The organism is Siccibacter turicensis LMG 23730 (genome assembly GCF_000463155.2).
GTDB lineage: Bacteria > Pseudomonadota > Gammaproteobacteria > Enterobacterales > Enterobacteriaceae > Siccibacter > Siccibacter turicensis.
Genome location: NZ_AWFZ01000042.1, coordinates 379,610 through 400,134, shown reverse-complemented (window position 1 = coordinate 400,134; position 20,525 = coordinate 379,610). Strand labels below are relative to the sequence as shown.

Annotated in this window: 18 protein-coding genes; 7 read left to right on the top strand and 11 right to left on the bottom strand. The window is 58.1% G+C overall.

The features are described 5' to 3' along the window. Positions 1-54: 54 nt before the first annotated feature. From DW58_RS13860 to pdeR, 3 genes are all read left to right on the top strand, one after another. On the top strand, positions 55-1,227 hold the full coding sequence (locus tag DW58_RS13860) for a carboxymuconolactone decarboxylase family protein (protein ID WP_024547554.1): 1,173 nt from the start codon (positions 55-57) through the stop codon (positions 1,225-1,227). 73 nt (positions 1,228-1,300) lie between these two features. After that, positions 1,301-3,235: an exoribonuclease II gene (locus tag DW58_RS13855; RefSeq protein ID WP_024547553.1), complete on the top strand. Its 1,935-nt coding sequence runs from the start codon at positions 1,301-1,303 to the stop codon at positions 3,233-3,235. 293 nt (positions 3,236-3,528) lie between these two features. Continuing rightward, positions 3,529-5,523: a cyclic di-GMP phosphodiesterase gene (gene pdeR / locus DW58_RS13850; protein WP_024547552.1), complete on the top strand. Its 1,995-nt coding sequence runs from the start codon at positions 3,529-3,531 to the stop codon at positions 5,521-5,523. On the opposite strand, the gene DW58_RS13845 is transcribed toward pdeR, so the two are convergent. Continuing rightward, a complete protein-coding gene (locus DW58_RS13845) occupies positions 5,520-6,389 on the bottom strand; it encodes a crotonase/enoyl-CoA hydratase family protein (RefSeq protein ID WP_024547551.1) in 870 nt (289 codons plus the stop codon). The genes pdeR and DW58_RS13845 overlap by 4 nt on opposite strands. A gap of 211 nt (positions 6,390-6,600) precedes the next feature. Here DW58_RS13845 and DW58_RS13840 point away from each other — a divergent pair, with 211 nt between their 5' ends. The 3 genes from DW58_RS13840 to osmB all read left to right on the top strand — a co-directional run bounded on the left by DW58_RS13840 (position 6,601) and on the right by osmB (position 8,102). Next, positions 6,601-6,783, top strand: a complete 183-nt coding sequence (locus tag DW58_RS13840; RefSeq protein WP_024547550.1) for a YciZ family protein — start codon at positions 6,601-6,603, stop codon at positions 6,781-6,783. Between the two features lie 84 nt (positions 6,784-6,867). Beyond that, positions 6,868-7,626, top strand: coding sequence for a DNA-binding transcriptional regulator YciT (gene yciT, locus DW58_RS13835; protein WP_024547549.1), 759 nt, complete (start codon positions 6,868-6,870; stop codon positions 7,624-7,626). Positions 7,627-7,886: 260 nt separating this feature from the next. Further along, positions 7,887-8,102, top strand: a complete 216-nt coding sequence (gene osmB / locus DW58_RS13830) for an osmotically-inducible lipoprotein OsmB (RefSeq protein ID WP_024547548.1) — start codon at positions 7,887-7,889, stop codon at positions 8,100-8,102. A gap of 117 nt (positions 8,103-8,219) precedes the next feature. Here osmB and yciH read toward each other — a convergent pair whose 3' ends face one another. The 5 genes from yciH to pgpB form a co-directional block, all read right to left on the bottom strand. Continuing rightward, on the bottom strand, positions 8,220-8,546 hold the full coding sequence (gene yciH, locus DW58_RS13825; RefSeq protein ID WP_024547547.1) for a stress response translation initiation inhibitor YciH: 327 nt from the start codon (positions 8,544-8,546) through the stop codon (positions 8,220-8,222). After that, a complete protein-coding gene (pyrF, locus tag DW58_RS13820) occupies positions 8,546-9,283 on the bottom strand; it encodes an orotidine-5'-phosphate decarboxylase (RefSeq protein ID WP_024547546.1) in 738 nt (245 codons plus the stop codon). The genes yciH and pyrF overlap by 1 nt, the downstream gene beginning before the upstream one ends. Positions 9,284-9,474: 191 nt before the next feature. Continuing rightward, the gene (gene lapB, locus DW58_RS13815) at positions 9,475-10,644 is read right to left on the bottom strand and encodes a lipopolysaccharide assembly protein LapB (protein ID WP_024547545.1); all 1,170 of its coding nucleotides are present in this window, start codon (positions 10,642-10,644) and stop codon (positions 9,475-9,477) included. Positions 10,645-10,650: 6 nt separating this feature from the next. Beyond that, complete coding sequence (locus DW58_RS13810) at positions 10,651-10,959, bottom strand: LapA family protein (RefSeq protein ID WP_024547544.1); 309 nt, start codon at positions 10,957-10,959, stop codon at positions 10,651-10,653. Between the two features lie 145 nt (positions 10,960-11,104). Continuing rightward, the gene (gene pgpB, locus DW58_RS13805) at positions 11,105-11,872 is read right to left on the bottom strand and encodes a phosphatidylglycerophosphatase B (RefSeq protein ID WP_024547543.1); all 768 of its coding nucleotides are present in this window, start codon (positions 11,870-11,872) and stop codon (positions 11,105-11,107) included. Positions 11,873-12,071: 199 nt separating this feature from the next. Here pgpB and ribA point away from each other — a divergent pair, with 199 nt between their 5' ends. Then, positions 12,072-12,662, top strand: coding sequence for a GTP cyclohydrolase II (gene ribA, locus DW58_RS13800; protein WP_024547542.1), 591 nt, complete (start codon positions 12,072-12,074; stop codon positions 12,660-12,662). Between the two features lie 73 nt (positions 12,663-12,735). Here the strand turns inward: ribA and acnA are convergent, their stop codons facing one another. From acnA to topA, 5 genes are all read right to left on the bottom strand, one after another. Continuing rightward, the gene (gene acnA, locus DW58_RS13795) at positions 12,736-15,408 is read right to left on the bottom strand and encodes an aconitate hydratase AcnA (RefSeq protein ID WP_024547541.1); all 2,673 of its coding nucleotides are present in this window, start codon (positions 15,406-15,408) and stop codon (positions 12,736-12,738) included. Positions 15,409-15,593: 185 nt separating this feature from the next. Then, entirely contained in the window at positions 15,594-15,692 is a 99-nt protein-coding gene (ymiC, locus tag DW58_RS21415; protein ID WP_235047724.1) for a small membrane protein YmiC, read from the bottom strand. 324 nt (positions 15,693-16,016) lie between these two features. Then, complete coding sequence (locus DW58_RS20260; protein WP_071789215.1) at positions 16,017-16,145, bottom strand: YmiA family putative membrane protein; 129 nt, start codon at positions 16,143-16,145, stop codon at positions 16,017-16,019. 344 nt (positions 16,146-16,489) lie between these two features. After that, positions 16,490-17,464, bottom strand: a complete 975-nt coding sequence (gene cysB, locus DW58_RS13785; protein WP_024547540.1) for an HTH-type transcriptional regulator CysB — start codon at positions 17,462-17,464, stop codon at positions 16,490-16,492. A gap of 177 nt (positions 17,465-17,641) precedes the next feature. Next, positions 17,642-20,239: a type I DNA topoisomerase gene (gene topA / locus DW58_RS13780; protein ID WP_024562448.1), complete on the bottom strand. Its 2,598-nt coding sequence runs from the start codon at positions 20,237-20,239 to the stop codon at positions 17,642-17,644. Positions 20,240-20,525 lie beyond the last annotated feature (286 nt).

Sequence of the window (20,525 nt, the reverse complement as noted above, 5' to 3'; positions counted from 1 at the left end):
GATCCGTGACAGCGCGGTGTTGCTACGGATTGCTCACCAGACCAAGGAAAGACCATGGAACAACGCCGCTTCTCCGGCAAAAGCCACTGGTACCATGAAACCCAGGCACGAACCTGTCACGCGGATGTGCAGCCGCTGGTTCCGGAAGCCGCCCGCGTTAACGACCGCTTTCTGCTCGACCTCGTGGTACCCGACGACGTTCTTCACGCCCATCACGCCTGGCTCACTGTCGCCCGTGACGCAGGTGACCATCTGCTTCCTGATACGGTAACGCCCTCTCGCCTGGCCACGCTCACGGCCTATGACCGGCTTAGCACCGCGCTTACCGTGGCGCAGGTGTCCGGGGTGCAGCGCCTGTGCAACCACTATGCCGCGCGCCTGGCGCCGCTGCCGGGTCCGGACTCCTCCCGGGAGAGCAATCGCCGTCTGGCGCAGATCACCCAGTACGCCCGCCAGCTCGCCAGCTCCCCAACGCTTATCGATGCCCGGGCGCGCATTCAGCTTGCCGAGGTCGGCCTGACCGACGCTGACCGCGTGACTTTTAACCAGATTGTCGGCTTTATCGGCTTTCAGGCGCGGGTAATTGCCGTACTTCAGGCGCTCAACGGCCAGCCGGCGCGCTGGCTGCCGGGGATTGATATTCAGCAGGATGCGCCGGTGGAGCGCTTCGCCGCCGCCGCCGCGCCCCAGTGGCAGCCGGATATCCCGCTGCCCGCGCCGGGCTATCTGCGCCCGGAACAGACCCAGGCGCTGACCGAGGCGCAGCGCATCGAGGCGATGCAGCCGTTGGCCGAGGGTCTGGTAGGTGATGAAGCGGCCCTCTCGCTGCTGAGCGCGCTGGTGGAGGCGCTCTATCAGGGGCCGGACGCGGCGCTGGTGGCGCTCATCAGCGCGCGCATCAACGGCAGCAGCGACTGTTTTGCCCGCATGACCCGCGCAATTTCCGATGCGGCGCTGTCTGACGCGGTGCGTAACGGCGAGCGGGCGCTGCTGGCGTGGAGCCATAACCACCCGCGGGAGCGCGCGCTGATCCAGGCGGCGCAGGCCCTGACCCGCAGTCCCGATCGCTTCAGCGCCGCCCATCTTCAGCCCGTCAGTGACGTGGACGTGCCGCGCGATGTGCTGCTGCGGCTGCTCGGGCTGACCGCCCTGTGCGGCTGGCTCAATCGGCTGAAAATCGGCCTCGGCAGTGCGCCTTCAGGCCAGACGGCAGCGTCATCCGGCTGAAACAGCGCTTGCTGCAACCGGCGTAATCGCGTAAAACTGTCAGCCGCTCTTTTGGCCACGAAAATAGAACACTATGTTTCAGGACAACCCGCTGCTTGCGCAGCTAAAACAGCAACTGCATTCTCAAACACCGCGCGCTGAAGGCGTGGTGAAAGGCACCGAAAAAGGCTTTGGCTTTCTGGAAGTAGACGGACAAAAAAGCTACTTCATTCCGCCGCCGCAAATGAAAAAAGTGATGCACGGCGACCGTATTACCGCCGTGATCCACACCGATAAAGATCGGGAGTCCGCCGAGCCGGAAGAGCTTATCGAACCTTTCCTGACCCGCTTTGTTGGCCGGGTACAGAAAAAAGACGATCGTCTTTCTATCGTGCCGGACCATCCGCTGCTGCGTGATGCCATCCCCTGCCGCGCTGAACGCGGCGTGGAGCACGACTTCAAAGAAGGCGACTGGGCCGTGGCCGAGATGCGCCGTCATCCGCTGAAAGGCGACCGCGGTTTCTACGCCGAACTGACCCAGTTCATCACCTACAGCGACGACCACTTTGTGCCGTGGTGGGTCACCCTCGCGCGCCATAATCTGGAACGCGAAGCGCCAAACGGCGTTGCCACCGAGATGCAGGATGAAGGCCTGGTGCGTGAAGATCTCACCGCGCTTGAGTTCGTCACCATCGACAGCGCCAGCACCGAAGATATGGACGATGCGCTGTATGTGGAAACCCTGAGCGACGATCGCCTGCAGCTCACCGTGGCCATCGCCGACCCGACAGCCTGGGTTCGCGAAGGCAGCGCGCTGGATAACGCCGCCAAAGTACGCGCGTTCACCAACTACCTGCCGGGCTTCAACATCCCGATGCTGCCGCGTGAACTCTCTGATGACCTGTGCTCCCTACGCCCTGACGAAACCCGTCCGGTGCTGGCCTGCCGCATGATCGTCAATCAGGACGGCAGCATCAGCGACGACATCCATTTCTTTAGCGCCTGGATTAAGTCGCAGGCCAAGCTGGCCTATGACGACGTGTCCGACTGGCTGGAGAACAACGGCAGTTGGCAGCCGCAGAACGATGCGATTGCCAACCAGATCCGTCTGCTGCAAACCATCTGTCTGCGTCGCGGCGAGTGGCGTAAGACCCACGCGCTGGTGTTCAAAGACCGTCCTGACTACCGTTTTGTGCTCGGTGAGAAAGGCGAAGTGCTGGATATCGTTGCCGAGCCGCGTCGTATCGGTAACCGCATCGTGGAAGAAGCGATGATCGCGGCAAACATCTGCGCCGCTATCGTGCTGCGCGAGAAGCTGGGCTTTGGGATCTACAACGTCCACGCCGGGTTCGACCCTGCCGGGACCGAACAGATGGCCGCCCTGCTGAAAACCCACGATCTGCACGTCGATCCGGAAGAGGTGCTGACGCTCGAAGGCTTCTGCAAACTGCGTCGTGAGCTGGATGCCCAGCCGACCGGTTTCCTCGACAGCCGCATTCGCCGCTTCCAGTCGTTCGCTGAAATCAGCACCACGCCTGGCGCGCACTTCGGTCTTGGTCTCGAAGCCTACGCCACCTGGACATCACCGATTCGTAAATACGGCGACATGGTCAACCATCGTCTGCTGAAAGCGATCATCAAAGGTGAAACCATCGACCGTCCGGCCGACGAAACCACGGTGCAGATGGCGGAGCGCCGTCGCCTGAACCGCATGGCGGAACGCGACGTCGGTGACTGGCTCTATGCCCGTTACCTGAACGATAAAGCCGGCACCGATACCCGCTTCAACGCGGAGATTATTGATGTCAGCCGCGGCGGGATGCGCGTTCGCCTGGTGGATAACGGCGCGGTTGCCTTTATCCCTGCGCCATTTATTCACGCGGTGCGCGATGAAATGGTGTGCAGCCAGGAAAACGGCACGGTGCAGATCAAAGGCGAAACCGTTTATAAAGTCACGGACGTGATCCAGGTGACCATCGCCGAAGTGCGTATGGAGACCCGCAGCGTGATCGCCCGTCCGGTCGCCTGAGCTTTTCCCTGATTAATCAGGGAGCTGCTTTGCCCCATCTGATGCGGCAGTTCTTCATTGAGCTGCTGCATTTTTTTTGCCTCGTCTCACAAAATTCAAAAAACCTACCACACTGAAACTATTGGCTACGATAACGTGAGCGGCGGCGATTCATTATTATTCCAGAGGATACGGCGTTTTCTGCCCTGTCGTACCGCTTTTCGCGGTAGCCGGCCCGCGGCGGAACTTCACGCTTTACCCTCCTCAAACCGGTTCGACACGAAGCGTGCGCGTGGTGTTTTTCGGGAGATGGCATGAAAGATTATCTGGAGCAAAACCCGCTTTATCGTTACGTCGGGACGAACAGCCCGTTCTGGCGTCTGCCCGCGGACAGCAACGCGTTGCAGCTTGCGGCCTCGGAAGAGGCTGATGCCTGTCAGGCGGTGGCGCTCTCCCCCGAGCAGGCCGAGCGCATCCGCGACATGACGGTCATTACCTCCAGCGTCTCCATTACCCTCACTCTGTTTGGCGAAGAGACGCCCGTGCATCTGGTGGGTCGAAAAGTCTCGCGCGGCGAGTGGGCCGGTACCGCCTCAGCCTGGCATGACACCCCCGCGGTGGCGCGCGATCTGATGCAGGGACTGTCGTTTGCCGAACAGGTGGTGTCCGAAGCCAATTCGGTGATCGTCATTCTTGATCGGCATGGCAACATTCAGCGTTTCAACCGGCTTAGCGAAGAGTACACCGGGATGAAGGAGCATGAGGTCATCGGTCAGAACGTGTTTCGGCTGTTTATGAGCCGCACGGAAGCCAGCGCCTCGAAGCGTAACATCTCCGGGTTTTTCCGGGACGGCAACTCCTATGAAGTCGAACGCTGGATCAAAACCCGCAAGGGACAGCGCCTGTTCCTGTTTCGCAATAAGTTTGTCCACAGCGGCAGCGGCAAAAACGAAATCTACCTTATCTGCTCCGGCACCGACATCACCGAGGAGCGGCGCGCCCAGGAGCGCTTACGGGTGCTGGCGAACACCGACACCATCACCGGTCTGCCCAACCGCAACGCGATTTACGAGCTTATCAGCGATGCCCTGACCACGCGCAGTGACGAGGAGCAGATCGGCATCGTCTATCTCGATCTCGACAACTTCAAAAAAGTGAACGACGCCTACGGGCATATGTTCGGCGATCAGCTGTTACAGGCGGTATCCATGGCGATTCTCAGCTGCCTTGATGAGGGTCAGGTGCTGGCGCGTCTCGGCGGGGATGAGTTTATCGTGCTGGCCACCCGCTCCTCTCAGGGCTCGCTGGAAGCCATGGCGTCGCGCATCCTGACGCGCCTCAGGCAGCCGTTCCGTATCGGTCTGATTGAGGTGTACACTGGCTGCTCGCTCGGTATTTCCGTGGCCCCCCACCATGGCGTCGATCGCGAGGCGCTGATCCGCAGCGCGGACACCGCGATGTATACCGCCAAAGAGGGCGGCCGCGGCAAGTTCTGCGTCTTCTCGCCGGAAATGAACCAGCGGGTGTTTGAGTATTTGTGGCTGGATACCAACCTGCGCAAGGCGCTGGAGAACGATCAGCTGGTGATTCATTACCAGCCGAAAATCACCTGGCGGGGTGAAGTGCGCAGCCTTGAAGCGCTGGTGCGCTGGCAGTCACCGGAGCGCGGGCTGATTCCGCCGCTCGATTTTATCTCCTACGCGGAAGAGTCCGGGCTGATTGTGCCGCTCGGGCGCTGGGTGATGCTCGACGTGATGCAGCAGGTGGCGAAGTGGCGCAGCAAAGGAATTAACCTGCGCGTGGCGGTGAACGTGTCGGCACGCCAGCTTGCGGACCAGACCATTTTCAGCGATCTCCGGCAGGCGTTGCGCGATCTTAACTTTGAATACTGCCCTATCGACGTCGAGCTGACCGAAAGCTGCCTGATTGAAAACGAGGAGCTGGCGCTGTCCGTGATCCAGCAGTTCAGCGCGCTGGGCGCCCAGGTACACCTGGATGATTTCGGTACCGGCTACTCGTCGTTATCGCAGCTGGCGCGTTTTCCGCTCGATGCTATTAAGCTCGACAAAGCCTTCGTGCGCGATATCCATAAGCAGTCGGTGTCGCAGTCGCTGGTGCGCGCCATCGTCGCCGTGGCGCAGGCCCTGAACTTACAGGTGATTGCCGAAGGGGTGGAGAGCGCAAAAGAAGACGCCTTTCTGACCAAGAACGGCGTCAATGAACGGCAGGGTTATCTGTTTGCTAAGCCCATGCCCGCTGCCGCTTTCGAGCGATGGTATAAACGTTATCAGGCCCGCATGCCGCGTTAGCCAGCCTTACGCAGCGCGCTGGCGGTGTGGCGGTTTTGCAGCTGCACCAGCCGTTCCATATAGGCCACGTCCTTCTCCTGCAGCGTGAAGGCGGCCTCCACCCAGTCTTCGGTGATCTCCATCAGCTCGGCACGCGGCAGGCGCATCACCCGCTGGCGGGCGCGCAGCATCGCCTTCACGCCGTTCAGCTTCGGCTGGAGGGTGTCGATGAAGGTACGCGTCGCCACGTAGCTCTGCCCCGGTTCAAACAGCACATCCACCAGACCATGCTGCTCATGCCACTCCGCGGTATGGGATTCACCCTTGTAGATCAGGGCCTCCGCTAACTTCATCCCCGCCCGTCGTGCGACCAGTGAATAGCCGCCCATGCCGGGGAACAGGTTAAACGCGATTTCCGGGAAGCCCATCCGCGCATCGCGCTGCGCCAGCACAAAATGGTGCGCCAGCGCCGCCTCGAAGCCGCCGCCTAACGCGCTGCCCTCGACCATCGCCAGGCTGATGGCGCCGGTATCAAACCCGCGTGACGCGGCGTGAACGCAGTCGACACAGGCCCGGGCATAGGCGCGCAGCGCCTCACGGCGGCCGCTGCGGATACAGTTAACAAAGAAGCTGAGATCGCCACCGGTGTTGTACAGCCCCGGCACCAGCGAGCCGGTCACCCAGAAATCGACCTCGAACGCCGACTCCTGCACCAGATAGCCGAAGTTCATGATCTCCTCGATCAGCACGTGATCGAAACAGGGGCGCGGTCTGGCGCTGAGCATCATCCAGATGGTGCGGCGCTCCGGCTCATAGAACCCCGACAGCTGGGTAAAACGCGCCGGATCGGTAAAGATTTTGCAGGTTGATTGATTTAAGACGGTCATAGTCGTGTCCTCTGTAGGTGAAAATGCGTGTTGCACGCAGAATCAGCCTACTGCACGGTTGCCATACCGGAGAAGTAGACGCGCAATCGCGCTGCAGAATGCGCGTTTTGCGTTAACCATTTGATGCATAAGCGCACTGGCGAGCGTTAACTGCTTCTCTTTTGACGCCGTTTTTTGCATCATGAAGGTCGTAAACAACAAGGGGAAAATCATGCCTACTGTGGATACCAAAAATCTGGCACAGCGTATCGATACGGTTCTCGATATTCTTGTTGCGGGCGACTACCACTCCGCCATCAATAATTTAGAGATCCTCAAGGCTGAACTGCTGGCGCTGGAACAGCGCGACAGCAACGAGCAGCCCGGCGCCGTTAAAGCGCCCTGGGAAATCTGACCCGTCCGCCGTATCGCGTAGCAGGTTACGCTGCGCGATCTATACTCAACCCGGCGGCAGCGTGCCGCATAACCCATATCGAACATGAATCCCCGACAACAGACTATTTTACAGATGGTGATCGATAACGGTCGCGTCAGCGTCGCTGAGCTTGCCAGAACCACCGGCGTTTCCGAAGTCACCATCCGCCAGGATCTGAATCTTTTAGAGCGGCAAAGCTATCTGCGCCGCGCCCACGGCTACGCGGTGCCCATCGACAGCGACGACGTGGAAGCGCGCATGATGAATAACTTCCCGCTCAAGCGCCGTCTGGCGATGGCGGCCGCGTCGCTGGTGCAGGATGGCGAAACGGTGTTTATCGAAAACGGCAGCAGCAACGCCCTGCTGGCGCGCGAGCTGGCTGAAAATAAGCGCGTCACCATCATCACCGTGAGCAGCTATATCGCCCATCTGCTGAAGGAAACCGACTGCGAAGTGATTCTGATTGGTGGCATCTATCAGAAGAAGAGCGAAAGCATGGTCGGGCCGCTCACCCGGCAGTTTATCGGCCAGGTGCACTTCAGCAAGGCGTTTATCGGCATTGACGGCTGGCTGCCCGGCACCGGTTTTACTGGCCGCGACATGATGCGCAGCGATGTGGTCAGCGCGGTGCTGGACAAAGGCAGCGAAGCCATCGTCCTGACCGACAGCTCCAAGTTCGGCGTAATGCATCCCTATACCCTGGGGCCGATGGAAAAATTCAGCCGGGTCATCACCGACGACGGTCTGGATCCCGATATTCAGCAGGCGCTGGAGCGCCACGCGTTGCAGATCGAAATGGTACCGCGCGTTACCCCTGCCTGACCCCTGCTCCGCCGCGGGCGGAGCCCTCTCGCTATAAGAGCTTTCTGAACCCTGAATTAAGACAATTTACCTGTCGCAGGTGCGTGAAAAACATAAAAATTATCACTAACGATATCACTGAAAGTAACTATCACTCGCGTTACCAGTCGGTGTTTATTTTCGCGACATCGTTTCACGGATTGACGCTTTAAGCGCTGTGATTGCCACTATACTTAAAGAGTAACTTCCTTCCGTGAATCAATAATTCAGGAGAAAGTATTATGTCATTAAACACTAAAAAAATTGCAACTGCGGTACTGGCGATTACGCTGGCGATGTCGGTGAGCGCCTGCTCGAACTGGTCTAAACGTGACCGCAACACCGCAATTGGTGCGGGTGCCGGTGCAATCGGTGGGTCAGTGCTGACGGATGGTAGCGCGCTGGGTACGCTGGGTGGTGCCGCCGTGGGTGGTATCATCGGTCATCAGGTTGACTGATAACCGCTAACGCGCAGACGCTACGCTTGACGTAATCACTGAACGTTGCGAACAACTGGCATTCGTGCCACACAAAAAAGGCCACGCACGCGTGGCCTTTTTTCACATGTGCCGGTATTAACCGCCCGCCAGCTTCACTTTCATGCCGCGCGCTTCCAGCAGGGTTTTGATCAGGTCGCGTTTATCGCCCTGAATTTCAATTACCCCATCTTTCACCGACCCGCCGCAGCCGCACTTCTTTTTCAGCTCTGCCGCGATGGTGGCGAGCGTGGCGTCATCGGCATCAATGCCGGTGATCAGGCACACGCCCTTCCCTTTGCGCCCGCTGGTCTGGCGCTGAATGCGTACGATGCCGTCGCCCTTAGGACGCACCGGGGCGCTCTTCGGCTCGTCTATGCGACCGGTTTCCGTGGAGTACACCAGACGGCTGTTGTCGTCTTTCATTATGCCTCCTCGCGAAGCGATGCCAGAATAGCGCGCAGCGCCTGCGCAGGATGGGCGGCCTGGGTAATGGGACGCCCGATCACCATATAATCCACCCCGGCGCGTTGGGCATCCTGCGGCGTCATGATGCGGCGCTGATCGCCGGCATCGCTGCCTGCCGGGCGGATACCCGGCGTGACCAGGCGAAACGCGTCGCCCAGTTCCGCTTTAAAGCGCACCGCTTCCTGAGCGGAGCACACCACGCCATCCAGGCCGCACTGCTGTGTCAGGCGCGCCAAACGTTCGGCGTGTTCCGCCGGCGACAGCGTGATGCCGATGTCGGCCAGATCGCTGGCTTCCATGCTGGTCAGCACGGTGACCGCAATCAGCAGCGGCGCATCTTTACCAAATGGCTGCAGAGCCGCGCGAGCGGCTTCCATCATGCGCGCTCCGCCGCTAGCGTGGACGTTGACCATCCAGACGCCCAGCTCCGCCGCCGCGGCAACCGCCCGCGCCGTGGTGTTTGGGATGTCATGGAATTTCAGGTCGAGAAACAGCTCAAAACCGCGCTGTTGCAAATCGCGAACCAACTGAGGGCCAAACAGCGTGAACATCTCTTTGCCCACCTTCAGACGGCAGTCGCGCGGATCGATACCGTCGACAAACGCCAGCGCGCTGTCTCGATTGTCGTAATCCAGTGCCACAACGATCGGTGAGTCGGTGACAGCATGCAACGTGGAGGATTCAGCTAACTTCATGACCGGACCTTCTGAGAGAGCACCTGATGCGGCGCGGATGGATAAACGGCATGCATTCTACCTGCCCCCCTGGCAAATTTACAGGCGCGATTTACCCTGCTAAGCGGCTAACGACGCCGAAGCCGAACGTATTATCGATTTTATCTTTAGTATGTTGTAACTAATGATGATGGTAAAAAAAGGGCAGTCTGTTACTGCCCGTCTAATCCGCGGATGGGTTTGATGGATGACCACGCCCGACAGGATGGGCAGTGCCAGTAGAGCGTGAAGGCGGTAAAGCCGCACTTCTGGCAGCGGTAGCGCGGTTTGGTACGCACCTGTTCGCCAACCATTTCCCGCAGTACCATCAGGCTCTCTTTGGCGCGCCCCTCTTCTGCTTCCTGAAGATGGTAATCCATCAGGCGGTGGAACACGCGCATGGTGGGATGCCGCTGGAGCTGCCGCGTTACGTACACCTGTGCGGTTTCCGGACCTTCGCGCTGCTCCATCACTTCCGCCAGCATCAGCTCGGCGGTGGCACCGGTGTTCTCTTCCACGCAGCGCTTAAGGAATTCTGCCCACTCATCGGGTTTGCCCAGCTGCTGATAGCACACCTGCAGCATCTCGAGGATTTCGCTGACCAACTCGCGATCCTGCTCGATGACGCGCTCCAGGCTCTCAACCGCTTTGTTGTACTCACCTTTAGCGATGAAAATGCGCCCCATCATGATGGAAACGCGGGCGCTGTTGCGATCGGCGGCGGCGCCCTTCTTCAGCAGCGACATGGCTTTATCCATGTCGTCATTACCCATCATCTGCAGCGCCAGCTCGCAGTAGAAATGGGCGATCTCGACCCGTTTCTGATCTTTCCCGAGCTTGACCAGCCGTTCAGCGGTATCAATGGCTTTCTGCCAGTCGCTGGTGGCCTGATAGATCTGCAGCAGCTGTTGCAGCGCGCTGACGCGAAAATCGGTCTCATCCACCAGCTGCGCGAACATCTCTTCGGCGCGGTCGTACATTCCCGCCGCCATGTAATCCCGACCGAGTTGTTGGATGGCCAGCAGCCGCTGATCGTAGGTCAGCGAGGCGCTTTCCATTAGCGACTGGTGAATGCGGATGGCGCGGTCAACCTCGCCGCGCGAGCGGAACAGGTTGCCGAGGGTGAGATGCGCTTCGACGGTGCCGGTGTCCTCTTTGAGCATGTCGAGGAACAGGTCAACGGCTTTGTCCTGTTGATTGCTGAGCAGGAAGTTGACGCCCGTGACGTAGTCACGCGACAGGCGGCTGGCCTCCTGCTGCTTGTCCTGATGTGCACTTCTGCGCCCCATATACCAGCCATAGGCGGCCGCAACGGGCAGCAGCAGAAACAGCAGTTCCAACATTGGGCGCTATTCCCTGACGGCAGGCGCTGACGGCACCGCGGGGGTTTGCGTCGCGGTGGCGAGCTGCTGCTCAAGACGTTTCACCTTGCGCTCTGCACGGGCCAGCTGGACGCGACCGCGCAGCCAGAACATGCCACAGATGAGCCAGCCAATGATAAACCCGGCGGCAAACAGCAGTGCCAGCAGCGTTGAGATGCGGTATTCGCCCTGGGCGAGCAGGAAGTTAAAGGTCACCTGCTGGTCATTTTGCGCGCCAAGCGTGACGGAAATAACGAAGATGGCTAATACCAGTAAAAAGATCAGTAAATATTTCACATGACGTCCCGTATGTGGTCTGAGCGAAGAGATGTAATCCGACCTGAAGCCCACCCCGTAAATTACCATTTTCAGCCGCGGCGCGAAATCGGAAAAGCGCCGCGGCATCGGTATTTAGTGAGGGCAAAAGTAAAAAACTCAACCTTTAGCGCATTTCCTGCTCGCGCTCAGCGATTTCCTGCTGCTCCTGCACCGGCGGCGTCAGCGGGCCGCACACGCGCTGGGCGATCCAGCAGGCCAGCGTCACCAGCAGCCAGGAGATGAGCGTGGCCACCACCAGGTCGCGTGGCCAGTGCATACCGAGCAGCATGCGGCTGCTCATGACCGCCGTGGCCCAGACCAGCAGCACCACGATGGTGACGGTACGACGGCGGGGCCATAGCAGGCCGACGCCCAGCAGCGCCCAGCTTGCCGCGAACATGGTGTGCCCCGACGGGAACGCAAAGCCGGTCTCTTTCTGCCAGTGCTTACGCAGCCAGCCCGGAATATCGGTTTCGTCCTTCAGTTGCTCATGTACCACGTGGCCTCGCGCTTTGCGATCCAGGGTATAAAACTCGCTGGCCGGCACCTGATGCGTTTTCTCAAGCCACATCACGAACGGTCGTGGCTCCTGTACCCGCTCTTTGATAAACGATTTGGCGGTCTGCCCCACCACGATCGCTGCGCCAAGGATGGCAAACAGCAGAATGGCGGCCCGTAGTCGAAAGCGCAGGCACCACAGGAACCAGGCGCAGAGCAGCACGTGAGTGATAATCCCCCACGGACGGGTGACGGTTTCGGTCATCCAGTACATCAGCTTCAGCCAGTTCCCATGCCCGGTGGGGTGCCACTGCCAGCCTGAAAACCAGACGAGGAGAGGAATGATAAGCAGAGCGACTGCCCCGCAGGCGGTCCGTTTCGCGATATCCAGCATGTTTGCTCCTGTTTTCAACACCTTTCAAGCATAACCGAAAACCACAGACTGACACCAAAGCTGACCGATTAGTGCGCTTAAAAACCTGCGTCCCGGCCTTCAGGTAGGCGAACAATGTCCGAATGTGGCAAAATACGTCCAGTTGAAAAGCCTGCGGGCGACAAGGCATCAAGAAATGCCAGCAATTTCGGAGAATCACATGCAGCTTAAACGTGTGGCAGAAGCCAAACTGCCAACCCCCTGGGGCGATTTCCTGATGGTGGGTTTTGAAGAAGTGGCCACCGGCCAGGACCATGTTGCCCTGGTATTTGGCGACACCTCCGGGAGCGCGCCGGTGCTGGCGCGGGTACACTCCGAGTGCCTGACCGGAGACGCGCTGTTCAGCCTGCGCTGCGACTGCGGATTCCAGCTGGAGGCGGCGCTGGCGCACATCGCTGAAGAGGGTCGCGGCATCCTGCTCTATCATCGTCAGGAGGGTCGTAACATTGGCCTGCTGAATAAAATCCGCGCCTACGCGTTGCAGGATCAGGGCTACGACACGGTGGAAGCGAATCATCAGTTAGGCTTTGCCGCCGACGAGCGCGACTTCACCCTGTGTGCCGATATGTTCAAGCTGTTGGGGGTGGACGCCGTGCGCCTGCTTACCAACAATCCGCGCAAGGTCGAAATCCTCAGCGAAGCCGGGATCAACATCGTGGAGCGCGTGCCGCTGATCGTTGGCCGCAACCCGGAAAACGCGCACTACCTGGATACCAAAGCGGCTAAGATGGGGCACCTGCTCTCTAAGTGACGTTGTCACGCTACGCCATTAAAAGAAAGGCCTGCAGTGCAGGCCTTTTTTACGTCTGAGGGTTGTCTGACGATCAGAGCATATTACGAATCACGTAGTGCAGGATGCCATCGTTACGATAGTAGGTCAGCTCGTTGCTGGTATCGATACGGCAGCGGCAATCAATGGTCTCCTGACTGCCATCGGCACGCGTGAGCGTCACCGGAATGGTGCTGCCCGGCGTGATGTTTTGCAGATCCGCCACGTCAATACGCTCCTCCCCGGTGAGCTGCAGGGTTTTACGCGTCACGCCCTGCGGGAACTCCAGCGGCAGAATGCCCATGCCGATCAGGTTCGAGCGGTGAATACGTTCGAACGATTCGGCAATCACCACGCGCACGCCCAGCAGACGCGGGCCTTTCGCCGCCCAGTCGCGGCTGGAACCGGAGCCGTACTCTTTCCCGGCAATCACCGCCAGCGGCAGGCCCTGCTCTTTATAACGCATTGCCGCGTCATAAATCGACATCACCTCTTCACCCGGCAACAGCCGCGTCATCCCACCTTCCACGCCTGGCACCATTTCGTTGCGGATACGGATGTTGGCGAAGGTGCCGCGCATCATCACCTCGTGGTTACCGCGTCGAGAACCGTAGGAGTTGAAGTCGTTGCGCTCGACGCCGTGACTCTGGAGATAGCGTCCCGCCGGACTGTCGGCCTTGATGCTGCCGGCCGGCGAGATGTGGTCGGTGGTCACAGAGTCGCCCAGCATCGCCAGAATGCGCGCACCGTGGATATCTTCCACCGGCTTCGGTTCTTTCAGCATGTCGTCAAAGAACGGCGACAGGCGAATGTAAGTCGAGTCATTCTGCCAGCTGTAGGTATCGGAGCGTTCCACGTCGATGGACTTCCACTCGTCGGTACCTTCGAACACTTCGGCATACTCTTTGCGGAACATGTCCGTTGACACCTCCTCGACCGCAAGGGCGATCTCCTGGCCTGAAGGCCAGATATCCTTGAGGTACACCGGATCGCCGTTGCGATCGTGACCCAGCGGATCGCGTGCGAGGTTGATATTCATATTGCCCGCCAGCGCGTAGGCCACTACCAGCGGCGGTGATGCCAGCCAGTTGGTTTTCACCAGCGGATGAATACGCCCTTCGAAGTTACGGTTGCCGGAGAGCACCGCACCAACGGTCAGGTCGCCCTGACGGATAGCCTGCTCAATCGGGTCAGGCAGCGGGCCTGAGTTACCGATACAGGTGGTACAGCCGTAGCCGACGAGGTTAAAGCCCAGCTCATCCAGATAAGGCGTCAGTTTGGCGTGGGCGAGATAGTCGGAAACCACTTTCGACCCCGGCGCCAGCGAGGCTTTAACCCACGGCTGGCGTTTAAGACCGAGGGAAACCGCTTTTTTCGCCAGCAGGCCCGCGGCCATCAGCACGCTCGGGTTTGAGGTGTTAGTACAGGAAGTGATAGCGGCAATGACCACGGCGCCATCGGGAAGCTGATGGGACTGCCCTTTGAAGCTGTAATCCACCGGGTGACGATCTTTTTGCGCGGTGTTCAGCTCCAGCTCGGTGCTGGCTGCGAACGCTGCCGGGACATCGCCCAGGGCGACGCGATCCTGCGGGCGTTTTGGCCCGGCAAGGCTCGCCTCTACGTCGTCCATCGACAGTTCAAGCGTGCTGGTAAATACCGGCTCGTCGCCTGGGTTGCGCCACATGCCCTGCGCTTTGGCGTAGGCTTCCACCAGCGCGACCTGCTCGTCGCTGCGCCCGCTCAGACGCATGTACTCAAGCGTCACGCTGTCGATCGGGAAGAAGCCACAGGTAGCGCCATATTCCGGGGCCATATTGGCGATGGTGGCGCGGTCCGCCAGCGGCAGCGTGTCGAGGCCGTCGCCGTAGAATTCAACAAATTTACCCACCACGCCGTGCTTACGCAGCATCTGGGTGACGGTCAGCACCAGGTCGGTTGCGGTAATGCCTTCGGGCAGTTTGCCGGTCAGCTTAAAGCCCACCACGTCCGGGATCAGCATGGAGACCGGCTGGCCCAGCATTGCCGCCTCGGCTTCAATGCCCCCTACGCCCCAGCCCAGTACGCCCAGACCGTTGATCATAGTGGTATGTGAATCGGTGCCGACTAAGGTATCCGGATAGGCGACCATCGCGCCATCCTGCATTTCGCTCCACACCGCTTTGCCAAGGTACTCCAGGTTAACCTGGTGGCAGATACCGGTGCCCGGCGGGACCACGCTGAAGCGGCTGAATGCCTGTTGTCCCCAGCGCAGGAACGCATAGCGCTCGTGGTTACGCTCCATCTCAAGGCGAACGTTTTCTTCAAAGGCGTCGTCGTCACCAAAGTGATCGACGGTCACCGAGTGGTCGATAACCAGATCGACCGGCGAAAGCGGGTTAACCTTAGCGACATCACCGCCAAGGCGCTTCACCGCTTCGCGCATGGCGGCCAGGTCCACTACCGCCGGAACGCCGGTGAAGTCCTGCATCAATACGCGCGCCGGGCGATAGGCAATCTCGCGATCGGCGTGGGCGTCTTTCAGCCATCCCGCCAGCGCGTGGATATCCTTGGCGGTGACGGTATTGTCATCCTGCCAGCGCAACAGGTTTTCGAGCAGTACTTTAAGCGACTTGGGTAACCGTGAGATGTCCCCAAGCTCTTTTGCGGCCAGCGGCAGGCTGTAGTAGTGGTAGGTTTTATCGCGTGCCTGCAGTGTGTCCTTACTGGCTTCGCGTAGCGTCAACGACATAGCTCCTCCTTCAGGAAAGGGATTGCGATACCCTGATGACTTTCAGGGTTTGTATTAAAGATAACACAAACATGTCGTAACGTTTTGATAACAACCCAAATTGATAAATGGGCCGCTACTCGTGCGGTAGAAACAAAAACGCCCGGCGCATGGCCAGGCGTTTTTACTGTCCCTGAGTGGACTCGTTAGCGCATCATCACCCACAGGATCTGAGCCCAGACCAGTGAGGAGACGGCGAAGGCCCCAAACCAGGACCAGTATTTGACACTGATAACGTTATTCATAGTTCACACCGCAAATAAGAATCATTCATTTAAACTGAACGGTTATTCAGTTCCGGGTATGCTGTCTGTAATTATTGACTAGTACAACGCGTCAAATTTAATAAGAAAGTGTTATTAATTTTAAGTAAGTATTGTGAAGACGTTGCCGTCGCTATTGTTTTTTGTGATCTGGTTCCGCAAACAAATCTATAAATGCCTGCTGCTGCGCAGAGAGCTTCCAGGAGGCGGGAACGCCCTTCTTTGGCTCACTTTCAGACTTTTCTTGGGTGTCACGTGAGTGACACACTTTACGAACCGATGACAGGCGTTCCTGAACGCTCATCTTCAGCCCCATAAATTCCAGATCAGCAAAGCAACGCCAGCCCAGAACAGGGCTGAAAGCAAAAACACCGCAATCCAGGCTTTACGCTTAAGCGCCTCATCCTTGTGCGGTTCTTCACTTCCTGAAGGCATTACTAACCTCGTGCAATCGGTATCACTTATCATATTCACACCAAACAATTGGTTCAGCTAATCAACTGATGAGATAAATCCTAAAGAAACTGTAGACGAAAATCCAGTGAATTTACGTTTGTTTTTAGACTAAATAGTTAATCTTTTGACGTGAAATAAATAATTGAAGTATCAAATTTGCACGCATGACATTTATTTTCTACCTTGATCGCGAATAAGCGCCACTTAACCATCTATTGTGCATGGCTTTTATTTGCAGAGTATTTTAGTCAGGAAAGCGTGATCTACATCTTATTTGGATTAGGGGCGCGGATTGCACCCCTGAGATGTGATTTCGGGCGGGATTACTTAGCGGGCAGCTTAATATCTTTAAACATCGCTTCGATATCGTCGTTTGAGCGCAGGGCAACAGCGGTATCCACCACATCACGGGTCAGATGCGGTGCGAAACGCTGAATGAAATCATACATATAGCTTCGCAGGAAGGTGCTGCGACGAAAACCGATCTTGGTGGTGCTGTGACTGAAGATGCCGTGAGCATCCAGACGCACCAGATCCGGGTCGGCAATCGGGTCCACCGCCATGCTGGCAATCACCCCTACCCCCAGACCAAGCCGGACGTACGTTTTAATCACATCCGCATCGGTGGCGGTAAACACGATGCGCGGCGTTAAGCCTGCCCGGTTAAAGGCCGTGTCGAGCTCGGAGCGGCCGGTAAAGCCGAAGGTATAGGTTACCAGCGGATACTGCGCCAGTTCATCAATCGTCACCGACTCTTTGGACGCCAGCGGATGCTCGGGCGTCACGACAATCGAGCGGTTCCAGTGATAGCACGGCAGCATCACAAGGTCGTCATAGAGATGCAGCGCTTCGGTGGCAATGGCAAAGTCCGCATTGCCTTTTGAGACCGCCTCGGCGATCTGCGTGGGTGACCCCTGATGCATATGCAGCGAGACGCGTGGATAGCGCTCGATGAAGCCCTTGATCACACCCGGCAATGCATAGCGCGCCTGCGTATGCGTGGTTGCCACGTACAGCGAGCCTTTGTCCGGCCAGGTGTGCTCTCCCGCCACGGACTTGATGGCATCAACCTTAGACAGCACTTCCCGGGCGATACGAATGATCTCCTGCCCGGCCGGGGTCACCTGCGTCAGATGCTTGCCGCTGCGGGCAAAAATCTGCACGCCCAGCTCATCCTCCAGCATGCGAACCTGCTTGCTGATACCGGGTTGCGAGGTATAAAGGCCTTCCGCCGTTGAGGAGACATTGAGGTTATGATTGACCACCTCAACGATGTAGCGTAGCTGCTGTAATTTCATGGTCTGTCCCGGAATTGTGCTGCGCCTTCGCGCGGGCTAAGACGATTTAATAATAAAAAACAAATTTACTATAACCACTATATCATCTATTCCCTGACTGTATAGATGTGTAAAAAAATAATCGGGCATAAAAAAAGGGCCGGAAGACCGGCCCTCAAGGTGTATGAAACGGATACCTTATTTCTTCGCTTCGACCCATTTACCATCGATAAAGAACACTGACCAGCCGGTCGCTTTGCCCTCTTTTTCGGAGGCCACATACTGCTGACGGGTTTTACGGCTGAAGCGAACCAGCGTCTTGTTACCTTCTGGATCCTGCTGCGGCGCATCCGCCAGATAACGCAGTTTCTCAGGCAGACGATCGCGGAAGCGGTACAGCTCCTCCACCAGCGGCGCACGGGTTTCGCGCGATTTCGGGAAGGTGTTGGCGGCAAGGAATACCCCTGCCGCACCGTCACGCAGTACGAAATAGGCGTCCGACTTCTCGCACGGCAGCTCCGGCAGCGGAACCGGATCTTCCTTTGGCGGCGCAACTTCACCGTTACGCAGGATTTTACGGGTGTTCTTACAGTCGTCGTTGGTACAGGCCATGTACTTCCCGAAACGCCCCATTTTCAGGTGCATTTCCGAACCGCACTTCTCGCACTCCACCACCGGGCCGTCGTAGCCCTTGATGCGGAACTCGCCCTCTTCGATTTCGTAGCCGTCGCAGCCCGGGTTGTTACCGCAGACGTGCAGCTTACGTTTTGGATCGATAAGGTAGCTGTCCATCGCCGTGCCGCATTTCTGGCAGCGGCGTTTGGCGCGCAGCGCGTTGGTTTCCGCATCGTCACCTTCCAGGATATTGAGAACTTCGTTCTCCGGCACCAGGTTGATGGTGGTTTTGCAGCGCTCTTTCGGCGGCAGCGCATAACCGGAGCAGCCGAGGAACACGCCAGTGCTGGCAGTACGAATGCCCATCTTGCGCCCGCAGGTCGGGCAGTCGATGGTGGTCAGCACCATCTGGTTCGGGCGCATACCGCCCTCTTCAGGATCTTTCTCGGCCGTCTCAAGCTGCTTGGTAAAGTCGCTGAAGAAGTTATCCAGCACCTTTTTCCACTCCGCCTGATGGTTTGCCACCTGGTCGAGGCTGTTCTCCATCTGAGCGGTAAAGTCGTAGTTCATCAGCTCGCGGAAGTTCTCTTCCAGACGATCGGTGACGATTTCACCCATCTTCTCGGCATAGAAACGACGGTTTTCCACGCGTACATACCCGCGGTCCTGAATGGTTGAGATGATCGAGGCGTAGGTAGACGGACGACCGATGCCGCGTTTTTCCAGCTCTTTCACCAGAGACGCTTCGCTAAAGCGCGCCGGCGGCTTAGTAAAGTGCTGGGCTGGCGTCAGGTCGATAAGCGACAGGCTGTCACCTTTATTAACCGCCGGCAGCGTGCGATCTTCATCGCCCTTACGCAGCGCAGGCATCACCCGCGTCCAGCCGTCAAAGCGCAGGATACGACCGCGCGCTTTCAGGCGGAACGCATCGGCACCTACCGTCAGGGTGGTCGAGTCATACAGCGCCGGCATCATCTGGCAGGCGACAAACTGACGCCAGATCAGCTGATAAAGTTTCTGCGCGTCGTTTTCCATATCCTTCAGGGATTCGGCCACCACGCTGACGTCGGAAGGACGAATCGCTTCGTGCGCTTCCTGCGAGTTGTCTTTGCTGGCGTACTGGTTCGGCGACTCGGGCAGATATTTCTTCCCGAAGCTGCTGTCGATATAGCCGCGCACCATGCTGATAGCGTCCTGGCTCAGGTTCGTTGAGTCAGTACGCATATAGGTAATGTAGCCCGCTTCATACAGACGCTGAGCAAGCATCATGGTTTTCTTCACCCCAAAGCCCAGACGCGTGCTGGCCGCCTGTTGCAGGGTGGAGGTGATGAACGGCGCGCCAGGCTTGCTGCTGGTCGGCTTATCCTCACGATCGAGAACGCTGTAGCGTGCCTTTTCCAGCACGCTGACCGCCGCCATCGTCTGGTCACGATTGACCGGGCGGAACGGCTTGTCGTTCTGGTGGGTGACCTGCACCGGCAGCGAATCACCGCCAGGGGTCGCGAGGGTGGCGTCAACTTCCCAGTACTCTTCGGGAACAAACGCTTTGATTTCACGCTCGCGCTCCACCACCAGGCGTACCGCAACGGACTGAACGCGACCGGCGGAAAGCCCGCGAGCGATCTTTTTCCACAGCAGCGGCGAGACCATGTAACCCACGACGCGGTCCATGAAACGGCGCGCCTGCTGGGCATTCACACGGTCGATATTCAGCTCGCCAGGCTTCTCAAACGCCTGACGAATGGCGTTCTTAGTGATTTCGTTAAACACGACGCGGCTGTAGCGTTTTTCGTCGCCACCGATGATCTCCCGCAGGTGCCAGGCAATGGCTTCCCCTTCGCGGTCAAGGTCGGTTGCGAGATAGATGTGGTCAGCTTTTTCCGCCAGAGATTTCAGTTCAGAAACCACCTTCTCTTTGCCGGGCAGCACTTCATACTGAGCGTCCCACTCATGCCAGGGATCGACTCCCATGCGATTTACCAGCGCGCCGCGTTCATCCTTTTTGGCTTTCTTGGCCGTTTTGGTGGAGGCAGAGTCCGCGCTCTTTTTCGATGCTGAGCCACTGGTCGGCAAATCCCGGACGTGACCGACGCTGGACTTAACCACGTAGTCATTTCCCAGATATTTATTAATCGTTTTGGCTTTTGCCGGGGACTCAACGATAACGAGAGCTTTACCCATGTTCACCTTTACCTAATGTGATTCGTCCAGGAATACGTCGTTCGCCGGGTTGCCCACTACTCACAACGTGCTTTTTTCAATATCGCGACAGCGTGAGGAGATATCAACCCCCGCTCTCCAGCAGATGCGTGTTTACCACACTGCACACCTCGCTGAATTAGCGTGTTTTTTCGTGCAGGCGTTTTAGCACGACGGGATTTCGGTCGAATGTCAAGCAAATCTGTTGCCAGATTTATGAAAGCGTCACACTCTACCTGATAAAAATCGTTACGCAACTTTATTAGCA

Coding starts and splice junctions, on each gene's coding strand:
- DW58_RS13855 (WP_024547553.1), top strand. CDS start 1,301: ATGTTTCAGGACAACCCGCTGCTTGCGCAGCTAAAACAGCAACTGCAT.
- DW58_RS20260 (WP_071789215.1), bottom strand. CDS start 16,145: ATGCCTTCAGGAAGTGAAGAACCGCACAAGGATGAGGCGCTTAAGCGT.
- pyrF (WP_024547546.1), bottom strand. CDS start 9,283: ATGAAGTTAGCTGAATCCTCCACGTTGCATGCTGTCACCGACTCACCG.
- DW58_RS13860 (WP_024547554.1), top strand. CDS start 55: ATGGAACAACGCCGCTTCTCCGGCAAAAGCCACTGGTACCATGAAACC.
- yciT (WP_024547549.1), top strand. CDS start 6,868: ATGAATCCCCGACAACAGACTATTTTACAGATGGTGATCGATAACGGT.
- yciH (WP_024547547.1), bottom strand. CDS start 8,546: ATGAAAGACGACAACAGCCGTCTGGTGTACTCCACGGAAACCGGTCGC.
- ymiC (WP_235047724.1), bottom strand. CDS start 15,692: ATGAATAACGTTATCAGTGTCAAATACTGGTCCTGGTTTGGGGCCTTC.
- topA (WP_024562448.1), bottom strand. CDS start 20,239: ATGGGTAAAGCTCTCGTTATCGTTGAGTCCCCGGCAAAAGCCAAAACG.
- pgpB (WP_024547543.1), bottom strand. CDS start 11,872: ATGCTGGATATCGCGAAACGGACCGCCTGCGGGGCAGTCGCTCTGCTT.
- cysB (WP_024547540.1), bottom strand. CDS start 17,464: ATGAAATTACAGCAGCTACGCTACATCGTTGAGGTGGTCAATCATAAC.
- DW58_RS13845 (WP_024547551.1), bottom strand. CDS start 6,389: ATGACCGTCTTAAATCAATCAACCTGCAAAATCTTTACCGATCCGGCG.
- acnA (WP_024547541.1), bottom strand. CDS start 15,408: ATGTCGTTGACGCTACGCGAAGCCAGTAAGGACACACTGCAGGCACGC.
- pdeR (WP_024547552.1), top strand. CDS start 3,529: ATGAAAGATTATCTGGAGCAAAACCCGCTTTATCGTTACGTCGGGACG.
- lapB (WP_024547545.1), bottom strand. CDS start 10,644: ATGTTGGAACTGCTGTTTCTGCTGCTGCCCGTTGCGGCCGCCTATGGC.
- DW58_RS13840 (WP_024547550.1), top strand. CDS start 6,601: ATGCCTACTGTGGATACCAAAAATCTGGCACAGCGTATCGATACGGTT.
- osmB (WP_024547548.1), top strand. CDS start 7,887: ATGTCATTAAACACTAAAAAAATTGCAACTGCGGTACTGGCGATTACG.
- ribA (WP_024547542.1), top strand. CDS start 12,072: ATGCAGCTTAAACGTGTGGCAGAAGCCAAACTGCCAACCCCCTGGGGC.